Annotated in this window: 24 protein-coding genes; 1 reads left to right on the top strand and 23 read right to left on the bottom strand. The window is 35.0% G+C overall.

The features are described 5' to 3' along the window. Window positions 1-370: 370 nt before the first annotated feature. The 21 genes from BN30_RS02140 to BN30_RS02240 all read right to left on the bottom strand — a co-directional run bounded on the left by BN30_RS02140 (window position 371) and on the right by BN30_RS02240 (window position 21,055). Window positions 371-1,306, bottom strand: coding sequence for a conjugal transfer protein (locus tag BN30_RS02140; protein WP_001224320.1), 936 nt, complete (start codon window positions 1,304-1,306; stop codon window positions 371-373). Then, window positions 1,303-2,304: a bifunctional lytic transglycosylase/C40 family peptidase gene (locus tag BN30_RS02145; RefSeq protein ID WP_019213885.1), complete on the bottom strand. Its 1,002-nt coding sequence runs from the start codon at window positions 2,302-2,304 to the stop codon at window positions 1,303-1,305. Before BN30_RS02145 ends, BN30_RS02140 begins: the two co-directional genes overlap by 4 nt. After that, the gene (locus BN30_RS02150; RefSeq protein ID WP_430516984.1) at window positions 2,301-4,466 is read right to left on the bottom strand and encodes a CD3337/EF1877 family mobilome membrane protein; all 2,166 of its coding nucleotides are present in this window, start codon (window positions 4,464-4,466) and stop codon (window positions 2,301-2,303) included. The genes BN30_RS02145 and BN30_RS02150 overlap by 4 nt, the downstream gene beginning before the upstream one ends. A gap of 14 nt (window positions 4,467-4,480) precedes the next feature. After that, complete coding sequence (gene tcpF / locus BN30_RS02155) at window positions 4,481-6,928, bottom strand: conjugal transfer ATPase TcpF (protein ID WP_000331160.1); 2,448 nt, start codon at window positions 6,926-6,928, stop codon at window positions 4,481-4,483. A gap of 54 nt (window positions 6,929-6,982) precedes the next feature. Next, a complete protein-coding gene (locus BN30_RS02160) occupies window positions 6,983-7,303 on the bottom strand; it encodes a conjugal transfer protein (protein WP_425604046.1) in 321 nt (106 codons plus the stop codon). A gap of 88 nt (window positions 7,304-7,391) precedes the next feature. Further along, window positions 7,392-7,889, bottom strand: coding sequence for an antirestriction protein ArdA (locus BN30_RS02165; RefSeq protein ID WP_000342539.1), 498 nt, complete (start codon window positions 7,887-7,889; stop codon window positions 7,392-7,394). A 116-nt stretch (window positions 7,890-8,005) separates the two neighbouring features. Continuing rightward, window positions 8,006-8,227: a hypothetical protein gene (locus BN30_RS02170; protein ID WP_001009056.1), complete on the bottom strand. Its 222-nt coding sequence runs from the start codon at window positions 8,225-8,227 to the stop codon at window positions 8,006-8,008. A 42-nt stretch (window positions 8,228-8,269) separates the two neighbouring features. Beyond that, window positions 8,270-9,460: a MobT family relaxase gene (mobT, locus tag BN30_RS02175; protein WP_191619837.1), complete on the bottom strand. Its 1,191-nt coding sequence runs from the start codon at window positions 9,458-9,460 to the stop codon at window positions 8,270-8,272. Between the two features lie 192 nt (window positions 9,461-9,652). Then, complete coding sequence (locus tag BN30_RS02180) at window positions 9,653-11,038, bottom strand: FtsK/SpoIIIE domain-containing protein (RefSeq protein ID WP_000813488.1); 1,386 nt, start codon at window positions 11,036-11,038, stop codon at window positions 9,653-9,655. Between the two features lie 28 nt (window positions 11,039-11,066). Beyond that, window positions 11,067-11,450, bottom strand: coding sequence for a YdcP family protein (locus tag BN30_RS02185; RefSeq protein ID WP_001234286.1), 384 nt, complete (start codon window positions 11,448-11,450; stop codon window positions 11,067-11,069). An 18-nt stretch (window positions 11,451-11,468) separates the two neighbouring features. Further along, window positions 11,469-11,783, bottom strand: coding sequence for a YdcP family protein (locus BN30_RS02190; protein ID WP_000420682.1), 315 nt, complete (start codon window positions 11,781-11,783; stop codon window positions 11,469-11,471). Window positions 11,784-12,122: 339 nt separating this feature from the next. Then, window positions 12,123-12,383, bottom strand: coding sequence for a restriction endonuclease subunit S (locus BN30_RS10535; RefSeq protein WP_084691357.1), 261 nt, complete (start codon window positions 12,381-12,383; stop codon window positions 12,123-12,125). Then, window positions 12,368-14,407, bottom strand: a complete 2,040-nt coding sequence (locus tag BN30_RS02195; RefSeq protein WP_019213886.1) for an HsdM family class I SAM-dependent methyltransferase — start codon at window positions 14,405-14,407, stop codon at window positions 12,368-12,370. Before BN30_RS02195 ends, BN30_RS10535 begins: the two co-directional genes overlap by 16 nt. Before the next feature lie 25 nt (window positions 14,408-14,432). Continuing rightward, window positions 14,433-15,044 carry a hypothetical protein gene (locus tag BN30_RS02200; RefSeq protein WP_019213887.1) on the bottom strand — a complete coding sequence of 204 codons (612 nt, stop codon included), beginning with the start codon at window positions 15,042-15,044 and terminating at the stop codon, window positions 14,433-14,435. A gap of 378 nt (window positions 15,045-15,422) precedes the next feature. Beyond that, the gene (locus BN30_RS02205) at window positions 15,423-15,836 is read right to left on the bottom strand and encodes a hypothetical protein (protein ID WP_019213888.1); all 414 of its coding nucleotides are present in this window, start codon (window positions 15,834-15,836) and stop codon (window positions 15,423-15,425) included. A gap of 589 nt (window positions 15,837-16,425) precedes the next feature. Beyond that, window positions 16,426-16,557 (bottom strand): hypothetical protein, encoded by a 132-nt coding sequence (locus tag BN30_RS10375; RefSeq protein ID WP_019213889.1) that lies wholly within the window; start codon window positions 16,555-16,557, stop codon window positions 16,426-16,428. Between the two features lie 412 nt (window positions 16,558-16,969). Further along, window positions 16,970-17,332 (bottom strand): plasmid mobilization protein, encoded by a 363-nt coding sequence (locus BN30_RS02215; RefSeq protein ID WP_019213890.1) that lies wholly within the window; start codon window positions 17,330-17,332, stop codon window positions 16,970-16,972. A 365-nt stretch (window positions 17,333-17,697) separates the two neighbouring features. Continuing rightward, complete coding sequence (locus tag BN30_RS02220; RefSeq protein WP_019213891.1) at window positions 17,698-19,107, bottom strand: VapE domain-containing protein; 1,410 nt, start codon at window positions 19,105-19,107, stop codon at window positions 17,698-17,700. 269 nt (window positions 19,108-19,376) lie between these two features. Beyond that, complete coding sequence (locus tag BN30_RS02230) at window positions 19,377-19,745, bottom strand: plasmid mobilization protein (RefSeq protein ID WP_019213893.1); 369 nt, start codon at window positions 19,743-19,745, stop codon at window positions 19,377-19,379. Then, window positions 19,738-20,859 (bottom strand): site-specific integrase, encoded by a 1,122-nt coding sequence (locus tag BN30_RS02235; RefSeq protein WP_019213894.1) that lies wholly within the window; start codon window positions 20,857-20,859, stop codon window positions 19,738-19,740. The genes BN30_RS02230 and BN30_RS02235 overlap by 8 nt, the downstream gene beginning before the upstream one ends. Before the next feature lies 1 nt (window position 20,860). Then, entirely contained in the window at window positions 20,861-21,055 is a 195-nt protein-coding gene (locus tag BN30_RS02240; protein WP_019213895.1) for a hypothetical protein, read from the bottom strand. Between the two features lie 269 nt (window positions 21,056-21,324). On the opposite strand from BN30_RS02240, the gene BN30_RS02245 reads away from it, so the two are divergent. After that, entirely contained in the window at window positions 21,325-21,756 is a 432-nt protein-coding gene (locus tag BN30_RS02245) for a helix-turn-helix domain-containing protein (protein ID WP_019213896.1), read from the top strand. Window positions 21,757-21,804: 48 nt separating this feature from the next. Here the strand turns inward: BN30_RS02245 and BN30_RS02250 are convergent, their stop codons facing one another. Both BN30_RS02250 and BN30_RS02255 read right to left on the bottom strand, forming a co-directional pair. Further along, complete coding sequence (locus BN30_RS02250; RefSeq protein ID WP_019213897.1) at window positions 21,805-22,245, bottom strand: hypothetical protein; 441 nt, start codon at window positions 22,243-22,245, stop codon at window positions 21,805-21,807. After that, the gene (locus tag BN30_RS02255) at window positions 22,238-22,444 is read right to left on the bottom strand and encodes a helix-turn-helix transcriptional regulator (protein ID WP_019213898.1); all 207 of its coding nucleotides are present in this window, start codon (window positions 22,442-22,444) and stop codon (window positions 22,238-22,240) included. Before BN30_RS02255 ends, BN30_RS02250 begins: the two co-directional genes overlap by 8 nt. Between the last annotated feature and the right edge of the window lie 128 nt (window positions 22,445-22,572).

The following is a 22,572-nucleotide window of genomic DNA, read 5'->3' on the forward strand; positions in this document are numbered from 1 at the left end:
AACCCGAAAACGGAACTAAACTAAAACTACCGTAGTAGTAATTAATTACTTTACTCACGTGGGATTTTTATGCATAACCATAGGTATACAAAGCATACAGATATTCTCTGGATACTTTAGAATCACATGATAAAGGTATTCTTAAACTGGGTACAAAAAACTAAGCCCTCCTAAAAAAGGACATCCAATTATTTGTTCCCACTATCAAATTGACAGTTTATTTAAGAATACCTTGCCGCATATTTATTAACTCCTTTTAAATAGATACTTAAATAATAGCACGTAAGAGCATATTTGTCAAGGAATCTCCAATTTTTTATCAAAGAGAGTACGTGATTACAAAATAGCTGTAATAATGTACCAATATTTGTTATTCTATAATCTTCCAATTACTCCCGTTCTTTTCAAGTACCAAATCAAATTGAGATACCTGCGTTGCTTTGGTCTGCTGGTCGATATACTCCACTGTCAGCGATACCGTGACTTGATTATCCTTACGATTGTGAATAGGATTTACCAGTTCTTGAAAGATGTACTCTTTTCCGATTGGTTTTAATATCCCGTCATTCACATAGTAGGAAAGTTCACTGGCTGTCGCTGTAGGATAGAGCTTGAAGAACGTCGTTAAAAACTCATTGATTTCATTGGTTGTAATGGAATCAACCGTCCCCTCACTTTCAATGGCTTTTGGTTTATAACTTGATTTCTTAGGTATGTTGGTAATGGTCGGATTCTTAACCAGTACCATATTTCCAGAACCATCTACATAGACACTCACTATATAAGCAGAGTGGACGGTCTTTGTATTTTCTCCCTCTGTAATGAGCTGGTCTACACTGTAGGTTACATTAAACTCATTGTCGCCAGTTGGCTCTACCGTCCATATCTGAAATCCTCTTACAGAAGACGATACAGGAATATCTTTGCGTACTGTATCAACATTGAGAGCTTGAAGTTCATCTGTCAGATAGCCTTTTAGACTTTCCATTCGATTATCAATGGACTTATCGGATTGCTCCCATGAATAGTAGACTTTCGCAAAGTTCTCTACAAAATTTTCTACATGATGAGTATCAACGTATTCCTTTTCTATGATAGTTGTTTCGTGAATAGTATGAGTATCTATAGCTGTAAAGTGCTTGAATATCGCAAAGCTGAAACTAAGCCCTAAAAGTACCCACAAGGCAATCACAACCTTTTTATGAGGATTGACCTTATAGTAGACACGAGGTTTCTTTTCCTTTGGTATCTGTTTTTCTTTATTCTGATTTTTTCTAAATTTCATCATTAAATCTTCCTTTCTCATTGTTTGATTCGTCCTGCTCCCACTAAATGCTGTTGCCAGTAGGGGCTTGTTAAGTCGGCATAACCGATTGGGTCGCCTGCATGAAACATACGGTTATTGCCAAGGTATATCCCAACATGAGTAATATAAGAGCCAGCGTTATAGGTAGAATGAAAGAAAACCAAATCGCCAGCTTGTGCTTCCGATAGTGGGATATGCTGGGTCACATCATATTGCTGTTGTGCGGTTCGTGGTAAGTTAATTCCAGCTTTTCCATACGTCCATTGTGTCAGTCCGCTACAATCAAAAGAAGTAGTCGGGGAAGCTCCACCGTAAACGTATCGCCAGCCCTCATATTTCAGTGCTTCGTCCATGATGGCTTGTACCGTATCATCATCAAACTCTGTTGTGACAAGATACTGCGTTACCAGTTGCACATAAAACATATTGCCATAGTTGTATCGCCAGCCCCCATTGATAGGTATGGCTATGGGATTGGGGTAAGACACTTTTTCGCCACCTGAATACTCTTTTGAGAAACTTTGAGCCAGTTCAAAGGTATATTTATTTCCACGATTAGCCACATACCCTAAGAAACCACCACCATAATTGTAGGACTGGATAACCGATTCTAAATCTACACTGAGCCTTTCGCTACTGGCTAATAATTCACTGAAATACTTCACAACTTGCTTAATGGATTCTTCTGTACTCAATGAATTAGGTGGAAGACCGAGGGATTCCGAGGACTGCATAACATCTTCCGCAGTACCGCCCGATTCCACCTGTATAATCGCAAGAAGTATGTTGACATATTCTTCAACGCCATATTCTTTGGCATATTTTTCTACCATAGGCTTATGAGCCAGCACTTCTGCGGAAACATTCACACCTCCATAATGAATATTGGAAATTCCGCTGTCCTGTTCATCTGAAAATAAAATGGCAACAAACAGAAGCAGTGAGAAGACCATCAAGAATAATCCAGAACCACCAATCACTAAAGTTTTCAACTTCATGGTTTCTTACCGACTTTCTTAATGGTGGCGGTTTTGATTGGTGGTCTACTTCTTGTATTTTGTAGTGGTACTCTTTGAACAGTAGACGGACGTTCTTTTGTGATTGGACGTTGTGAAGTTCTATCTGCTGTAGTGGTTGAAGTTGCTGGCTTTTGAACGGTTTTTTCTTGAACGGTATTGCCTTGGCGTTCCACTTTTGGACTTGAAAAATCGGACTTAACTGCTGGACGCTCTTGTTTGGCTTGTTGAGATTCCTTATATGAAGTCTGAATATTAGACTGTTTTGAGGTCTGTTCATCATGATATTGTTCTTGTCTTGTAGTCGGTCTTTCATGAACAGAAGAAGCAGGCTGTTTTTTCTGTTTGACCTGTTCCATTTCAGAGCGACGCTTCGCAATGGTTTTTCGCCTTTGTTCCTGCTGTTCCTTGCGTCCACTGGCTCTGTCCGCTTTGGTTTGAGAAATACTACTGGTTAAATCACGGACATTCTCTTTTACTTTGGATTTTCCTTGATATACTGCATATCTTGCATTGGTCGGCAAATCTTTAACCTGTTCTTTCAAACCACTAGCAGTGTCTACCATTCTGTCTTTGGTATCAGCTACTGTACCGATGGTTTGACCGATACGTTTTCCAAGTGTTGATTTTTCCTTTCCGTCTGGTCGGGAGTGATCTGCTTGTGTCCTTGCAGAACTCCCCGAACCCGACTGTCCTTTTTTACCTGTAACAATGGCAGACCCAGCCCCTAGAGTAGTCATGGAACGTCCAAGTTTCCGCTGTAGACGGTGCATGTGAGCGTGCATAAGCATACGAGGTTTTCTCATCACACGACTTCCCACACTTTGAGAATCGTTACTCTGTAGAGAAAACATACTCATTAAATCGCCCAGCTTGAAGTAGATTCCTGCAAAGGTCACAATCTGTAGAAAAGCAATCAAAAAGAACGGATAACCAGCCGATAAGGTATAGAGCATGGTTGAAATACTAAATGCTGTCGTAATAATCAATGTGATTCCAGCTCGTGTCAAAATGGTATTAAAGAGCTTTGTTATGGCTCGTTTTGACATACCATCAAATGATGGAATCATGCTTAAAATAAAGCTCACAGGCAGAAACATAGCATAGATGATAAAAAGTACCTGCGAGAAAATCATGATTCCTGTTAATAGGAATACAAATATGGAAATCCCAATATTGAAGACAAATAGGAAGAAGACTGTACCTAAACGGTTAATGGTCTTTGTAATGGTTAGATTGGTATTGCTTCTGTCTTCAATTTCTTCCGCAACAATTTTTTCTCTGTCTTCGCCATTGTTGGAATCTGGGCTGGTGGAGAGCAGGCTTTCCACACGGTCAATACCGATACTTTCAATGTCTGAACTGTTGTATTGAAGCAGTAGCCACGGTTGCTGAACCTGTATGGAAAACAGGCTATCTCTGATTAAGTCCACGCTGTCCTTGCCTTGACTATCGGAATGGGGCATGACAATCTTCGTGCCAAGTGATAAACTGGCATTACTGATGTCTGATGAAAAGTCATTGATTTTTTTAATGTAGTCGGGAGCGTAGGCAATAAAGGAAGCCGATAGGATAAACACCAGCACAAAATTCATAATGGCATGAATTGCCTTTGTGGTTTCTCTCTTTATCAGTCCCGTATAGGCAACATAAACCCCAAGAACCAAAATCAAGAGTAAGAGGAATCCAACATAGAAACCCTCTGTTGAAAATCCGTTTGCACTCACACCAGCTAAGGTCTGCATATTCTTACCAATGGAATCTGCTGTAGCGGAAATGAAGTCTAAGGAATAGGCTTCCTGTACTAAGTAACCTGTCGCATTGGAAACATACAAACTGATTGTCCAAATAAAATTGGTAATGGCATATAGTCCATACATGACCTGTTTTCCAATCCCGTCCGACCAGTTCCACGGAAGCCAGCCCCAGCTATTATCCACATAAAAATCCAGTTGATAGTTTTCAAGTGGGTATCGGCTGTATTCATTTGCCACATTGACCGTATCATCTACCAAGCCCGCAGCTTGAACCACCGTTCCCAGCATGGCTAAAAGAAAAATGGCAATCACAAGTGTGAAAGCCACTGTCATTGCCACTTTACCTAGACGTTTCAGCGTCCAGTTTGATTTTATTCTGTTTACTATTGATGGTTTCACATTTACACCTCTTTTCGCACAGGTGGTCTGGTATCAAAGGCATGGAGCAGTTCTTCAAATACAGGGTGGAACTGTATCACACCGACACGACCATATAAATCACTGATAAGGCATTGCCCGTTTTCCAAATCACGCAATCGCTTCTGATTGTTTTCGTCCTCTGGGTCTACACCAAAAAAGGCTAAGGTCTTTTTAATCTCGTTAAGGTCAGTGGAACGAAATGCAAATTTTAAGCCGAGGTTATTTTTCAGTTTTTCATCTAAGAGGTCGTCTGTATTTTGGGTCACGAAATATACCCCAGCGTTCATAGCACGACCAGCCCGAACCAGCTTCATAGATAGTGTTTTTCCTTGTGCTACCTGTAAAAAGCTCCATGCTTCGTCTAAATCTACAATCTTGAAAATGCTTCGGTCTGTATGGATAAAGTCTAAAGCAAAGGTACTAATGACAATCAGCATAGCAACGGATAAAAGCTCCATAGTGGTATATTCCTCAAAGGAAGTTTCCTTGTCGGGAAGTACCAAGTCCGCAACCTGTATAATGTTCAGTTGTTTTTCTAAGCTGATAGACTGCTCCACATAACCATTACTGAATAATAAATGTGCAAAGTCATAGTCTGTAAAACTTTCGATATGGTCGGCTATACTGGTACTTAGTGGCGTATTCTCAACCCGTAATTCCTCAATCACTTTCATCAACCCTCGTACTTCACTATTGGTTACTGCACGAATGGCTTTTCTAAGGATTGGGAAGCGTTCCCCATCACGAGAGGAAATCCCCGTAAGGAATGTCAGAATATCAATAGCCAGTGATTCAGAATCTTTGGGATTTTTCATAATCACATAAGGGTCAAGTAAGCCTTTGTTTTTCTCATCAGAAGTCAGAGTGACGATATTGATTTCATGGGAAATCTCTGGCAAGGTTTCTTTCCATCTGCCACGTTCTGCTTTTGGGTCTACAATCACTGCTTGTGCCCCATAAAGCACCGCATAATAGACGATAAGGTTATTCGCAAAGGATTTACCACCACCCAGCGAACCAACAAAAGCCGACGCTAACGCATTGGTTACTGAACCCTTAACCCCTTGACTGGCAAGAGCAGGTTTCAGATAGACATTGCGTCCAGTATCTAAGCTGTAGCCAACATAAATCCCCTCATTTTCCCCCAGCATTTGAGTAGCACCAAAACCTAAACCAGCGAGGAAATCAGAGGTCACGTATTGAATATAATCATTCATATAACGCTTGCTGGCAGGTAAAAATTCTTCATGTAAGCCGAGCATATCCCCAAATGGTCGTACCAGTTTTACGCTTAAATCGTCATAAAAATCTTTCACTTCATTACAACGACGTTTGAGTTCGTCAAGATCATTTGCTGATACCCTTACCACATAAGACAGCTTGTACATAGATTCCTTGCTTTGGTCTAAATTGGTTTCCAGCTCATTCACACTTTCCAGAGCTTCCGCCACATTGGAGCTGGTTTCATTATCACTTTGCCAAGCGTGGTTATCCAAGTCTTTCAGTTCTTTCTTTTTATTGCGGACAGTAGATAGGGCTTTACGATTCGCTACAATTTCCACATTCATTGACGTATCAATCGGGAATGTAAATTGCTGTTGCTGGTAGTAGAAGATTTCAGAGGACGGGAAGTCCAGTTCTCCGACAATGCTGTTAATGGTAAAGTAAGCTACATAGACGGTTTCATCTTCCTGCTGGATTTTCAAATATCGCTGTTTTTCTTCCACCAAACAGCGAGTAGGCTTAATCAAGTCATAGTATTTAATCAGCGTTTCATTATCCAGCTTTTTCTTTGATAGATGGTACTCATACTCTTCATAGGCAGTGCCTGTCTGTCCGTAAAGGTGTTCAATCAGATAGCCGAAGTCGTCCTTATCTAACCTGCGGATTTTGAAACGACGAGAGATTTTATTTTCTAAGAGCTTTTCCATCTTCTGAAAACGCAGGATTTCATCATTACTCATACTAACAAAATCGCCCATCAGCTTATGGTTCACATCATAGACAAAATCAGACAAAGCATTTTTTGCTTCAACGGTAAGACTTTTCATAGAAAACTCCTGATCGTTGAGAAGCAACTTAAAGCCGATAAAGAAACGGTAGTTCACTTGATTTTCGCCAATCATGGATATTAAAGCGTCTGTCTGTTGGTCGATTTTGTCATAGGCAACCGCTTTGAGCTTGCCAGTGACTTCATTTTTGGAACGCTCTTGTGCAGAACGTATGCTGGATTCTGTACTGATTTGTAAAGCATGAATTTTGCCATCACGATTTTGTGCGATAAGCTGTCTGAAAGAATCATGCACTTGTATTTTCTGTTCTGGACTTAGAAATGAGTAATTGTAAGGAACAAGCTCATAGTAAGCATAACATTCCCCGTCTTTATTCCAGACGAGATTGTTTTCAATGTATTTAATTGGATATGCCATAAAATTCACTCCTAACTGCTGTAATGGCTTCTTGTGGCTGGTTTCTGCCAAGCGTTACTTTTTTCCTGCATAGGTCAGCTTTGGTCGCAGTGCATAAGCAATGACAGACTTCAAAAATCCATAAGGCTTTTTACCATCAAAAGTTTTTGTAGACATAAACCATGTGAAAGCCACAGGAATCCCAAAGTATTTGAGAAATGCTCCCTCTATCATGGAAAGAGGGGGCAAGTTGCCAAGTATCATCACTGCAAAGAGTGACACGACAAACCATGTCATTTGCGTAAAGGTTATGGGAAACGGAAGTCTAAAATCATTGATAGAATACAGTACCTTTTCCACAGACCAGATACTGGTATAGCTTCGTATTTTCTTCATGTAATCAATCCTTTCATAAAAAATAGGGGTAGCTGATTGAGCCACCCCGTAAAATAGAAAATCTGCCAGTAGTAATGTACCGACAGATTTAATAGACGATTTCAAAAATCCCATGATTGGTTGAGATAAACGTTCCTGAAAGGTCTAAATCCCGACCATAGGCTTGATAATCAATATAGTTTTGAAGACTAGCTGGTACTTCGCCTAAAGCACCCGTTTCTTCAATGTAGTAGCGTGCCACGTCATACATATCATCACAATCGGAATGAATGATAATATCCTCTTGATGTTCGCTTAGTTCTTCAATGCTTGAAAAATGAGTGAGCAGAGCAGATAGCTCCGATTGTAATTCTTCGGGTAATTCCGATACCATTTCCCATAGTCGATTGAGTTCGCCAATGGAAGTGTATTCGTCAACCGTAAAGGGTAACTCGTAGTCATGAATGGCGTATTCCTCATATTCATCATTCAAGCCGATTTTCTCTTTGACTTCCTCAAAGTCAATGGGAAAGGTAAACCACGCACCGACCAATTCGCCCTCATTGTATTTGCCTAAATTCGCAATATAGACTTGCATATCGTCCATATATTCACGTCCTTTCTTTGTAGAGATTCAAAAATCCCTACCGCACTTCGTTTGGTGTACCATTCCTTTGCGGAACATAAGAAAACCACTTATATTCCACAAAAGAACGGTTTTATTTAAGCACCAATAATGCGATTGAATAGCTCTAGTAAAATGTCTTTTACTCCAGCAGCGTTGAAGACTAAGCCAACCGCAATAATCGCAATAATTAAAAAGCCAATCAGTTTGCTAAACTCACGCTTGAAGCCAAGATACAAGCCAATCACAACGATTGCTAAAAGCACCAGTGATTGAGCGTTTGATAGAAACCAGTTATAAAGGTTTTGTCCAAAATTCATAAAAATGTTCTCCTCTCTATATTCAATGAATTTGTATTTGAGTTATTTTTTTGTTGTTATCACGTCCTGTTCTTTTACTGACTGTTGCTTCAAAATCTGCTTGTGTCGGTCTGTCAGTTTCGCATGGTCGAGAATGTCTTTTACAACCTGCGTCTGGTTGATTTCATCAAGTTTAATCGCAACCTTTAAGGTCGGGGCAACTTGATGAGATAGCCAGTTCAGCGTCCTTTGGAAGGAGTAAGGCTCTGGTTTTGTGGTTAGTTTTAATCGTTCACGATTGTTCCCAATAAACCAAGCCCATTCTTCATTCAGTTTCCAATCAGAACGAGGTTTGGAATCGTCTTTATCTACAAAACGGATATACCGATTGATAATTTTAAAGGCGGTATGCTCTGGATTGTCATAGACGAGTAAATCACGGACTGCATAATAGGCACGCTCATTTTTCAATCGAATCTCAAAACGGTTTTTTACTTCTGCGTCTTCAATGGGAATATCATTTTTCTTGTACTGCTCGTAGTCCTTTTCATAGATACAGAAATAAACTTCACTTTGTAATGAACCGATATAGAGGGTGTTTCCCATACATTCCTTTTCCTCTTTGCGTACCAGTTCGCCACTGCGATAGCTTTTAAAACTGCGGAAGACGGAGATACATTCTTCCTGTTGGCACTTTTCAGTGAGTACAGGGATATTTAAAATCCCTGTCTTATCGTTAATGGCAAGGTCAAGGCGTTTCATCACACCGCCAGCCACCAAAACGTCCATAAAGAACTCATACCAGCTTCTTTGTTGTGCCAGAAGATAGCTTTCAAATTGTCTGCACCCACGACCTTTCAATTCCACCAGAACTCCTTTGTCCAGTTCATGGGAGCAAAGGACGAATATGTCGCCTAAAGCATAATGCTCTGAATAAGAATAGAAACCATAGTCCTCATGAAGAAAATAGGACAGTTTCAGTTGTAAGATGTTTTCGACCACCTGCTGTACGTCTGTTGTCGGAAAGCGAATTCTTACATAATCAAACAGCATTTCAAGGGGAGCGTCGGGATTGAAGCGTTCCAGAGCTTCCCAAAGGGACTGCTGTAAATCCTCTGATGGCTTGACTTTTCCTGTTTCAATATCGCTTAGATACTGCCTTGTAATACCAGTCGCAACAGCTAAACGGTTTTGAGATAGTCCATAAGCCAAGCGTTTTTCTTTTAAATGCTGTAACCAAGTTTGTTCATTCAGTAAAAATCCCTCCAATCAAAAAGGCGTATGTCAACTTTTAAAGCCCATTTGACATACGCTGAAATTTTGTAAATCCCTTGTAACCAAAGGATTTTCTAATGTTTTTTTGACTGTTTCCTGTCGATTTGTACCCCCCTGTTAGATACGGGGGGTTAAGTGCTGGCGTGGCTATTGCCACACCAGCCAGCAAGATCAGTCCACACCTGCGACTTCCGCTTCGCACGTCGCCTGCGTGGACTGTCTGCTGTTGGATAACTTTTTAATTTCCTCCAAGAAATCATATCCTTTTGGTACAAGGGGAGTATAAAACTCTGATATGACACTTGTTCCTACATCAACATAGCCACGACCTTTGATTCGCTTTAAGAAGAAATCCTTTTGTACGTCACTGCCAAACATCATGCCATAGCCCATTTCAGACATACGACCTAAAGCCACTCTGAAATTAAACTGATCACGGATTCCGTCGCCTAAATATTTTGCGTCTGGACGTTGACAAGCCAGTATTAGAAAGAAGCCAGCTTGACGACCTAACATGACAATCTGTTTCAGCTTATTCATAACTGCGGTGTTTTCTTTTGTTCCCAGCATTTCCATGAAAGCGACGTATTCATCAAAGATTAAGAAGTGTGCCGGGAGACCTAAGTAAGCATAATTTTTGCCAGTCTTATAGTTCTTCATCTGCTTCATTTCCTCACTACGTTTCATCATTTCTTCATAGAATGTTTCAATGCAAGAAAGCAAGTCTTCTTTTCTATAGTAGACATTTGCCATCACAGAACCTAAGTCCGCAAGATCAGCATTTTTCGGGTCAAGAATATACAGTTTTGAATCTGTATGAAGCAAGGCTTCAATCAGTGTCAGTATAAAGTAAGTTTTACCGCCACCTGTACCACCAGCAATCAACATATGAGGGAGCTTATCATATTCCCACCATACGTTTTTCATTAAGCGAAGTTTACCATCTTTAGCTTCTACTTCATCAATAGAAATACGACTGGCTATGGTGTCATAGAGCAAAGTATATTCCACATAGGAATCCTTTAACTCTTTATCCGTCAGCTCACAGTACAAGCCACTCTCTAATTTCTTTTCCAAGTGTAAGAGTTGGTCTTGATATTTTCCCAGCGTGATTTCCACCCGTATCTGTATCAAGCCATTTTTAAGTCGATAATACATTTTAGGGAAGTAGGTTATCTTTTCCTTTGTACGACCAGCACTATCTTTAAAGAAACCCTCTGTTTTGACCTGTTCAGATTCATACCACTTGTTTTCAAGTATCATCTTTGCCAGTTTTTGACGGTGGTAAAGTTGTTTAACCGTATCATAGCGAACCCGTTTGAATACAAACGCTACCAGCAAGCAGATAAGAATTGCGACACTGAAACTGATAATTAAATAGGGAATGTCAATCTTATCTGCTTGTGATAGGTTAAAATCCTGCCAGTTGATCTGCTGGATTGTCTTCACATGAAACAGTCCGACAACCAGCAGGAAAACAGGCAGGAGTGACGCTATCGTAAAATGAAAGACTAAATCTTTACCAGATGGGCGAATCCTTTTACCACGCTGTTTCATGCGAAAAAGTCTCCTTTCTACCTAGCGACTATTTGTCTTGTGTCGGTTCTTTCTTTGCTTGTGGTTGAGCTTTGAATGAACTAGAATCCTTTGTCAGCACAATATCGTCTGCCTTGATATACCAGTCAACATCTGCTCCTTGATAGGTGGCAGTAGCAACGGTGTCCGCAATGGGATTGATAAGTTCCACCCGTGCGTTATAATCAAACTCTTTCAAAGGCACGCTGGCAGGAATACTTACTTGAATCATGCGTCCTTGTCCTTTGGATTTTAAGTCATAGGTACGTTCCTTGATTTCATCTGAAACCGACCCGTCTTCATTTTGGATTCTCACTTCACGACGTAGAGCAGAGAATTTCAATTCTCCAAAAGTCGTGTCTTTATCTAATACAATGCCATTTGCTAATCTCATCATTTTTCCTCTCTTTCTTTATTCTTTTATCATGTCGTCAGCATGTAAAAGGTAATTTGTAAAACCACGAGTGCCGATTTTGTAGCCCTCTGCGGTAATACGTGGATTGACTAACTTCACACGTTCCTCAAAGCCGAAATGTTTTTCGCCAGCTTCAGCAGGAAGCACCACCACAATATCATCTGCTCTTTGAACATCAGAATAGAGATTATAGCTTCTTGATAAGACAGTTAGCCGTCCGTTGATTCTTCGCTGAACGACTTTATCCTCGCCAGCAAATTCTAAATTGCCGAATGTTTTTTCCATGTTGGGAATCACAAATTTAAGTTCCATATTTTTACCTATCCTTTCTTTTTTATTGGCTGAATGAATGTTTGATGGTCTTAAAGAGTGGGGAACGACCTTTTGATTCTTGATTTTTTGTTTTCATAAGTTCACTTCCTTTCAAAATCGGGTAAAAAAATAGACACCTCATTTTTTGAAGTGTCTACCTATTAAATATTCAAATTTTATTGGAAGTATCTTTATATCTTCACTTTTCAAGGATAAATCGTCGTATCAAAGCTCATTCATAAGTAGTAAATTAGTAGTAAATTGAGTGGTTTTGACCTTGATAAAGTGTGATAAGTCCAGTTTTTATGCGGATAACTAGATTTTTATGCTATTTTTAAATTAAAAAAAGTCCATTTGTAACAATCCCAAGCTCCAATTACCAGCTAAATTGATATTCTCTTCATTTATAAATCCTGTCGTTTGTAATACTCCCTGATTGTAGGATGTTCTTGTTATATAATCATATTCTTTACCATCTACTAATTTATCAGAATTAAAGCTTGATGTTTTTTCAATATTAAATAAGTCTCCAACTCTAAATTCGCCCCACTCAACATTTTGGAGTTTCTCGTTTAGTGAGGCATCTATTTTTTTAAGAATGGAGCCTCACTTTCATTTTTCATAACAGCTGATACTTCCCAAACCAGAAAGTCTGCTACTGTTTTTTTAAAATCATCAAGTGTAGGCCTTTTATCAATTGGTGCTGATTGATTCCAATCCGCTCCATTTTCTGGGTCAATGTTGCTTTCGTAGTATTCATCTTCAGTAAAAATATTTAATTTTGACTTGCCAAACCTAACTAGGTCTACCACTTCTTGGTATCTTTCCTTTGCTCTATCAGTATCTCTTAGGTTGTTTGATGCTTTTTTCCTGTTGCTCCTTGTATATCCGTCATTAGAAAAATCAATAAACCTTACTATATCATCTTTTTGATGACCTTCTCCAACCCTAAACACATAGACATTGGTCTGTACACTTGATTTTCCCATAAACAAATCAATAGGCATCCTTATACTTGCTATTAGTGTATTGTTTTCTAATATTTTTTTGTTGTATTCTTTAGCCTTTCCACTTCCAGCAGAACTTTGAATAATAATTGCAGCATATCCCTTATTCATCATAGACAAGGCCTTTTTTACAAAAATCATTCCACAACCATCAGCTGAATAAGGTGGATTTAATACAAAAGCTGTAGCGGGAAAGTCTTCATCAGCCTTGCCAAAGCCATACCTCCCATCAAAATCTATAAGAGAGTCTTGGTTTATGATATTGGATGAACCGTCACCCATAAGAATCATATTAAGTATTGCAAGCATATAAATATTTGGCAAAATTTCTATACCCAACAATTGTTCTGCCTTGATTTGTAGGATTTTTCTCTCTAATTCTAGGGGCGATTTTATTTTGTTTTTAGCATCAATCATCATTTCGTTCATTGCTGCTACTAATAGGCCTGCTGAACCAGTTGCAAAATCCCATACATAAGAATCTTTGTCAACTCTTGCAAGTTTAACAAGCAGGTGTGCAACATAGGATGGGGTAAGAACAACATCATTTAATTTATCTTGGCTAAAACCAAGCCAAGAATACATTTCATTGAATAACTTTCCTGTAAAATCAGTTGTTAATCCAATTTTGTAATAAATTCCTAAGTCATCTACAATTTTACAAAAAATTCTCTTTAATTGACTTTCTCCATTATATGGTTTATTTATATTTTCTGATAATAAAGTGTTTTTTAGTGTTCTTACAATAAGATTTTGTTTTTTCTCTGTTAAGTTTTTATTTTTAAGGAAGGCTTCTATTTTTCTTACGATAATTTCGCCATCTGTATCTCCTTCTTCAGTAGATGATTTAAGGTCTGATTTTTCTAGTGGTCTAACTTTTCCAGCTATGCCCAGTGTTGCCATAATAGAGGCAGAAACTAGATAAACCCTATCATTTTCACTTAAGCCCTTTTCTTCTTTATAGATATCATTGTTAAGCTTTGTAAGAGATGTCTCAATTTCTTTTTCTCTTTTCTCTCTTAATTTATCTAATTCATCATTAGATAAATTAAGTTCATTAATCTTTTTTATAAAATCATTAAAGTTATCTTTATTAAGGAAAGATAAATCTGTGTAATCATCAACTTTTTGACCTATGCCTAAATTATTTTTAGATACATAATATACCCCTATAGAATGTTCTATTGAACCATCTAATCTCTTGAAGCCAGTAACACCTATAGAAATTACATCTGTATAAGAAGTATAGTGTAGTATTGCATTTGCATAATGAATAGCTCCGTTAACTGCATAAGAATTAATATTTTTATAGTTTGGTTCATTTTTGCTAGTTGTGTTATCTACATTTCCATCTTTATTTAGTTTAACTAATTTATCCTTATATCCCTTGTATTCAATCAAAATAGGATAATAATTTAAGGCTTCATCTTGCAATAATAATTTAGCATCTGGTCTATTTCCTCCAGCTCCTCCACTTTTAGATGCATACTCATTTAATGCTTTATCTATTTCATCATTCAAACTTTCCTGTTCTAGTTTATAGTCTAAACCGTAACTCTTCAACCAACCATTTACTAAATCAGCTATGTTAGGTTCAATGGATTGTAACTTCGCCATATTAATACCTCCAGTTTTACTTTTATTAATGATATTCTTTTTCAATAATTTTTTTAATGTTTACACCTAAATTGTTAATAGAGCAACTTATTGATTTTAATTGATCATTTTGTTTTTTAAGTGCACTTACTATATCATCTTCAATTGAATTTACAGTATATATAGTCATATAATTTTGCACATCTATACTAAAACTATTGTTATAAACTTTACCATTTGAGCAATAAGTTATTTCACCTTTGGCAGGCTCTTTATGTTCTTTCTTTATATAATTATTAGCTCCAAAAAATAATAAATAGCTTTGGTGTGTTCCTAAAATGCATATTTTCCCTTTTTCTTTTTGTAAAAGATTTTTAAAGTCTGGTTCTAATCCATTGATAAATTCATCTGATATATTTATACTAATGTTATTGGCAATTCTATTACCATTATTTGTGAATTTTAACCCGAAAAATATCTTATTTATCAACACAAATTCAACATCAATATATGGTCTAGTATTCTCTTCAAACTGAACTTTCATCTCTTTAACTTGTCTCATAGATGCCTTTGCCGATTTTAAATTAGCTACGCATATAATTATAGAAGCAACAACGTTTATTAAAGTGAGAAAGAACATTGCCCACTCTACTGACATTTGCTCAACTCCTTTATTTTAAAATAAATCAAAACTTGATTTTTATATTACTATTATAAATATATTTATTTCATTATATCACATTTAGCTTTATATTGTTATTAATAATTTTCTATGCACTTCGCATTATCCTTAAATTTAATTTGTAAAGTTCTATAAATGTAAGATGTACACATCAAGAAATGTATATTTTACACTTCTTGATGATTACTATATCACAGATAGTATTTTATTTTATTTAACGTAGATATAGCCTCTATATTATTTTTGAGCCTTTCTGATGGAGTTAGTTTTTCAACTAGAACCTCATTCGTGATTTGAAAGTTTTTTAAGTTTTGATCAACAAAAAAAGAAGCCTTTTAGCTTCTTTCTCCAAATCTATTCTTCTATTATTTCCTTTATTAGCATCTCTCTCAGTGCTGACATCATCACTGGATATTGAGGACTGTCCTCGCTCTCTATCTTCCACGCTTTCATCATTCTCGGCTTTTCCGTCTTGATGAAGTTCTCTGCTCTCACTTGCGTCTCTTTCAAGTGGTCTATCAAGGTCTTGTCCCAATATAGTTCTTGAAGTTTCATCCAGTTCTCGTCCGTTTGTTCCAGTGACAGATAATCCAGCCTCATTATCGCCCAATTCACTCCATGATTTTTTTGGAATTCCTCGTCCGCTAGTAGCTCGTCCTCCACTATCTCGTTCATCTTGTACGCTATCTCCTCCGTGTCCTCGCATTGATCGAACGGACTCTCTATCCCAATCTCCTCGTATTCTTTCAGACTCTCCTCGAAGCTCATTTTCTATACCTCCTATATCTTCTCTTTTACTTTAGTGCTATTGTACAATATACTATTAACATTTGTCAAGCCTTTTCTTCTTTTTTCTTATTAAGCAAAATAAAAAAGGAACTATAAATAATTATAGCTCCTCTATATGATTTTTAACATGTTTCCGAAGATACCTCCATCTCCCACGCTAGGGTCTACAGATAAATCTAAACTGTAATGTTTTTCGCTATCTCGGGTATTTCCGACGCTCCCGGTTAAGCTAAAGGATAAAACATTAACCCCCAATTCTCTTTTAATTGTAAGTATATTATAGCACATCTAAGATAGTCTTTCAACTACAAACAAACAAATAAAATTGTGTTTCACATAAACTAAACACTTCTAATGCAAAAATCAAAAAGGAGTAATGCTGATTCATCACTCCTTAGTCAATTTTATTGGCTTTTTAGCAATACAACCTCACTAGCCCTTGAGTCCACCGATAAATTGTAACGGTGATGTTTTTAGCTATCTCGGGTATTTCCGACGCTCCTGGTTAAGCTAAAGGATAAACATTAACCCCCAATCCTCTGTTAATTGTGAATATATTATAGCACATTTAGCTTAATCTTTCAAATTCTTTTTCAAGTTCTTTAGCTTGTAACTTAAGCTCTTTAATTTTTTCAGCCGAATCCTCTTTTTTCTTATTTTCTTTCTCAATTTTGTCAAGAATTCTCTCTAATTTATTCATAACATACCTCCTTTTTACTCATTTTAATTTTAAGCTATCTAAAACGCTCATATCTCGATTTTATATACTTAGCCTGCTAAGTATATGGAAAGACTCTTAAAAGCCGTGCTACGCTTAAAATATGATTAAAAATAGAGTGAGCATAAAACTTGCTTTATAATTTAAAACCAAGCTTTTCTTTTCCCATTCTTAAATATTTTCTTCTTAATCCCAAGCAGTTTCGATGGATATTTTTCTATCACTTCTGCAAAATTTATTGAACCGTAAATTTCTCCATAATTCATTGCTTCTAATATATCATCTTTATTTTCTTTAACTTTAAAAAATCATAGGCTGATACTTTTAATTGCATAGGTAAAGTTTTTATTTCTATATTTAAACTTACCACCTCTTTTTATATTACATTATAAATTTATTTACTATTACCTTCAAATTTCTTAGGGTTTTTTAATAACTGTGAATACAATTTACATAAATTCTTTGATAAATTATTCAAATCTTCTTGCATCTTTTTTACATCATTTTTATAAATAACTGCGTTTGTATTTGCAACTTTTGCAATCTGATTTATATTATTCCCCACTTTAGAAATTTCCCATTGCAAATCTCTAAACGGATTAAGATCAACTACATTAATTTCTTTTTCTAAAACACATTCTCTTATAAAATGGCTCATAGTTTTGCACTTAGCTTTTCTCATTTTCTCTTCAAAAAGGTCTCGCTCTTTTTCTGTCAATCTGATTTCTAATCGTTCATTTCTAACTCTGTTTTTCATAAAATTCTCCTTTCACTACCTACTTAATTGGGGTCTTAGGGCTCTCCCTAACATGCATAAAATTATTAAAAAATAAACATAGTTTGAAAGTTTTTTAATCAAATTTTTCGCAAGTGTACGGACACTTGCTGTGCTTGCTACTAACATATTTACAATAAACACCAATAAATTGTTCAACAGAAAATGTAATTGTAATTGTAATTTGCAAAATTAAAACTATTAAAATCTGATAAATTATTTTTTACCTATTAAGATGTTTATATTATCTAGCTTTTATTTTTATTAATTCTATTTGAAAAGTTTTTAAAGTACAATTACAAATTACAAAATTACAATTTACTTAAATTTAAATCTCCTATTATTTTTTAATTATCTTTTTTCCATTCTTCAGGTATGCTTTTTTTATCTATTTCTATAAAATCAAAATTAGAATTTATTTTCTTTTCATAATACATAGTTACAGGGATTGATACACCACTTGGCGATATTCTTTTAGTTTTAGATAGACGAATCGGATTCCATTCTGGAAAATAGTTATACATGATTTCTGAAAATGATTTTGACTTAATTTGATATCCTTGCATAAGTAATTCCTTAAAACATGTAATGTTTGGTTCTACACTACTTCTTTTATATTCTTCTAAGAAAGATCGAATTTCTTCTACATCTGGATTCAGGTATTTAAATTTTTCTTGTTCTTCTTTTAAGTCTTTTAAAAAATCATCTGGCAAAGTCCATGAGTGAGATTTGTTTTTATATATTTCATACCCTAACGCAAATGCCTGGCTAAAATCTTTTTTTATTGTATTGAGATAATCTTCTTCGGACGCTCCTCCTAGAAAATCTTTATCTAAATAAATTGGTTTTAATCGTTTATCTTTGTTGCATGCAACTGGAAGATATCTCCTCTCGCCTGTATGATCATTAAGAAAAGTTATTTCATTTAATGTGCCTATAAATATACAAGTTCTTGGAACATCTTTTGAAAATTTTTCATAAGGGATTCTAATTCTATCATTTAGTTTTGATAAAAAAGATTTCGCCTCATTAGCAGATTTTGCATTTCTTAATGCAACAAATTCTTCGATTTCTACAACTGTTTTGCCCATCATATTCATTATAGAATCTTTTCCTTGTATTGTATCTAAAGTGCAAAACCAATCGTCTTTTAGAGCAAGGTATCTTGCGAATGTAGATTTGCCTATACCTTGTCCACCTACAAGTACCATCATTTCATCAAACTTAGATCCTGGTTCAAATATTCTTTTTATTATACCTAAAATCATATGTTCCATAATCCAGTTATTTAAGTCTGTATCCTCCGACCCTAAATAAGTTGGCAGCAATTTTCTTATGGCGTTTTTATCTCCATTCCAAACAAGACTTTCAATATACTGTACTGGTGGACTAATTTCATTCTTATTAGCAACGTATTTAACTGCCTCTAACATTTTATTAGAATTGTAATTTATTCCAAACTGTTTTTCTATTTCAATGCCTAGCCTATTATTTAATGAATCATCCCAAAGACGAATTTCATTTGGTTTAATATTTTTTTCACCTATAATTTTTCCTTGGAATTTAATCTCCTTTGTAAAGCTATCACGAAAAATTTTGCCTTCAATTATGTTGTTTTCAATACAGTATTTAGGATTTAAAATCGTTGTTATAACATTATTTACATTTTGATTTACAGTGCCATTTCCATTAATCTTAAGGTCTGAATTTAAATATGTTTTATCAGCTTCAGGAAATATTAAATTGCTATAACTCATGATAAAACCTCCACTTTTTAAATAACCTATAATTAGAGCATTCGCAAGGAGTATATTTCATAAATTTTATAGTATTCTTAATAACATTTTTAAAACACTTAATATAATTTACATCATCTTTTTTACAAGTTACTTTCCTTTTCTTTTTTTTCATTTCCACCAGCAAATATTTACACTTATTTAACATTTTTTTACCTCCTAGCTTGTATAAATATAGCTCCTGTGGTATAATGAGCTTGCTACAGAACACTTCACAGGAGTGTGGGCCTTTACTCGCTATAGTAAAGGCTCTTTTCTTTTTTAAGTTGTTCATAAATTTCTAATACATATAATAAAATGTCGCTATCTTCTCCATCTAATTTCCCATACTTTTTGATAACTTTTGCTAATTGAAATATTTCTTTAGATATGCTATCAGCAAGTCTATAGTCAGGCACAATATTAATCATGGTATTAGATAGCATACTGATAAAATAATCTTGTTTTTTAAGCCCACTAAGTTCAATTTTTTTACATATTACATCATATTCTTCTTCTGAAACTCTAAAATTTAAAATCTTATTTCTTTTTCTGTTTATATTAGGCTCTTTTTCTTTCTTTTTAGCTTTTAAATTTTGCATATACTTATTTCTAAACATAGGTATCATCCTCCAATAATTCATTCCAGTTATTTTGTGTCTTCTCTCTAAGATGTGTTAAAGAAATAGCCATTTCTTTTTGTTTGCTTGGGAATAAATGTGCATATCGGTAAGTTATATCGATTGATTCATGCCCAACTCTATTTGCTATTGCCGTTGCAGAAAAACCAAGCTCTATCAATAATGATACATGAGAGTGCCTCAAATCGTGTATTCTAATCCTTTTCACGTCTGCTTTTTTTGAACCTCTATCCATTTCATGGTGCAAAAAACTTCTTGAAAAGTTAAATATCAAATCTTTGGGTTTTAATTTGTAAAACCCTTTCAAGTAAGATTTAATTTCATCCGATAAAAAATCCGGCATAACAATTGTTCTTATGCTTTTCTTAGTCTTAGGTTCTGTAATAATATTCTGTCCATCAATTCTTTGCAAAGACTCATTAATTGTTAAAGAGTTTGTGTCGAAATCAAATTTTTCTTCTGTTAAAGCTAAAAGTTCCCCTAATCTTAGTCCACACCAATACAATATCTCAAAAGCCACAAATGATTCTGGTTTATCTTTAATCACATTAGCAAATAATTCATACTCATCCTGTGTCCAAAAAAGCATTTCTCCTGAATCTTTTTCTCCTATTGATCCTACATCTCTAGCAACATTAGTTTTTAAGTTATAGTATCTGCAAGCATGATTTAGTATACTACTAAATTGAGCATGAATTGTTCTAAGATAAGTATTAGAATATTTATTACCTCTGTCATCTTTAATTTTCATTAACTCATTTTGCCACTGTATAATTGTTACTTTATTTATATCTTTCATTGATAAATTTGCAAAATATGGCATTATTTTATTATCTACAATGTATTCCTTAGTTCGCCATGTATTTTCTTTAACACGTGGCTTTTTATCTCTTTTATATAGCTCGAAAAACTCTCTAAATGTCATATCAATAGAATCAGCGTACTGATTTAAGAATTCTTTTTCCCAATTATTAGCTTCTTTTTTTGTTTTAAACCCCCTTTTTTTCTTTACTAGTTTTTCGCCCCTCCAATTTGTGTAATTAAATTTGCAAAACCAAGTTTTGTTTCCGCTTTCATCTCTAAACGCTGGCATTTTATGCCTCCTTTACTTCTTTAGATCCATAACAATATTTTTCCATAAAATATCTTCTATTAACTTTTCCTCTTTGTACTCTATATCCTAGTTCTATAAGATCTCGATTCATATCATTAATAATTTGATATGCTGTTGTTCTACTAATATCTAGGAATTCTTGTACTTCTTTTGCATTCATAAAAATACTGTTCATATAGTCCTCCTTTCAATTTTATTGTAAGATTCTACATTCCTAAGATAATTAGGACGAGCACTAATTTAAATAACTTACTTTTTTAGTTCATATTCGAACTGTTTAAATATATTATATCAGTTCTTTTATGTTCTGTCAATAGTATTTTTTAAATAATTATTAGAAAATATTATTCATATTTCAAATAATATTATTAGAACATTTTTGTTGCTATTTTATTTTTATTATGATAAAATATATTTATAAAATATAATTTGGGTGGTGTAATTATGATTTCTGGAAAAAAATTAAAAAAACTTAGACTATTACGGGGTTTAACACAAAATCAATTAGCCATTAAATCTGGCATAACCGATGCAGCAATAAGAAACTATGAGTTAGGGAATAGATCTCCTAACAAAGAACAACTAAGAAAAGTTGCAGAAGCTCTTAATTGTGATATATCAGCATTAATTGACCACGAAGCTAACTCGCCTTTTGAAATAATGCAAATAATTTTTGACTATGAAAATGACATGAAATTTAGGCCTATAACAGGAGGCGGAGAAACAACAAGTCTGTTATCCAATGATATTGATTTTAATAATTTTCTAATAGAATGGGATGAAATGAGGAAAAAACATTATAATGATGAAATAACAGATGAAGAGTTTGAAGAATGGAAATTATCATATCCAAAAAAATCAAGATTTTTAAAATAAAAATATGTACGCAAAAAGACCGCAGCTTGAAGCTACGGTCTAATTTTTTTACATTTCTTTTTCAAATTTAGAATGCCAAAATACTGCATATATTTGTATAGAAAGATAGATTGCAACTAGTATTATTATTTGTAACTCATCAACACCCATCAATGAAAACATAATAAGCATGGCTGCAAAGAGATAGGTCATTAAGTCGTAGGCCTTTGCCTTTGATTTTTCTGCAATCAATACGTTTCTTTCGTCCTTCTTATCAATTTCAAGCTGTCTTATTAACTCTTTGTTATTTTTTGTAGAGAAATATTTAATTATATTTCCCATGAAATGTCCGAAAACTCCACATCCAATACCGATAAATAAATACGGAATAGCGAGGACTGTCTTATTTACACTATCGATGCTTTTGTGAAGATAGAATCCCGTTAAAACCAGTGCTACTCCAAAAAATACTAAAATCCAATCTTTTAAGATGCTTTTGTTTCTATTCATTTTCTTCCTCCTCATAAATAAAAATATCTTCAATTGTCAATTTAAAAAATTTAGCAATTTTAAAAGCTAAAATAATTGAAGGATTATACCTTCCATTCTCTAGAGAACCGATGGTCTGCCTTGACACTTCAAGGATATTTGCCAGTTCTTCTTGAGTAATTCCTTGACTTTTTCTAATTTCTTCAAGTCTATTTTTCACATTTAATTACCTCCCATCAAATGACAAGTTAACTTTACATATATTATAATTCTTTTTAGAGTAAATGTCAAGTAAACTTTCCATTTTTTGTGATGATAAATTTTATTTATGGTGTTGGTTTAATATAA

Source organism: Fenollaria massiliensis (assembly GCF_000312505.2).
Classification (GTDB): Bacteria; Bacillota; Clostridia; order Tissierellales; family Peptoniphilaceae; genus Fenollaria; species Fenollaria massiliensis.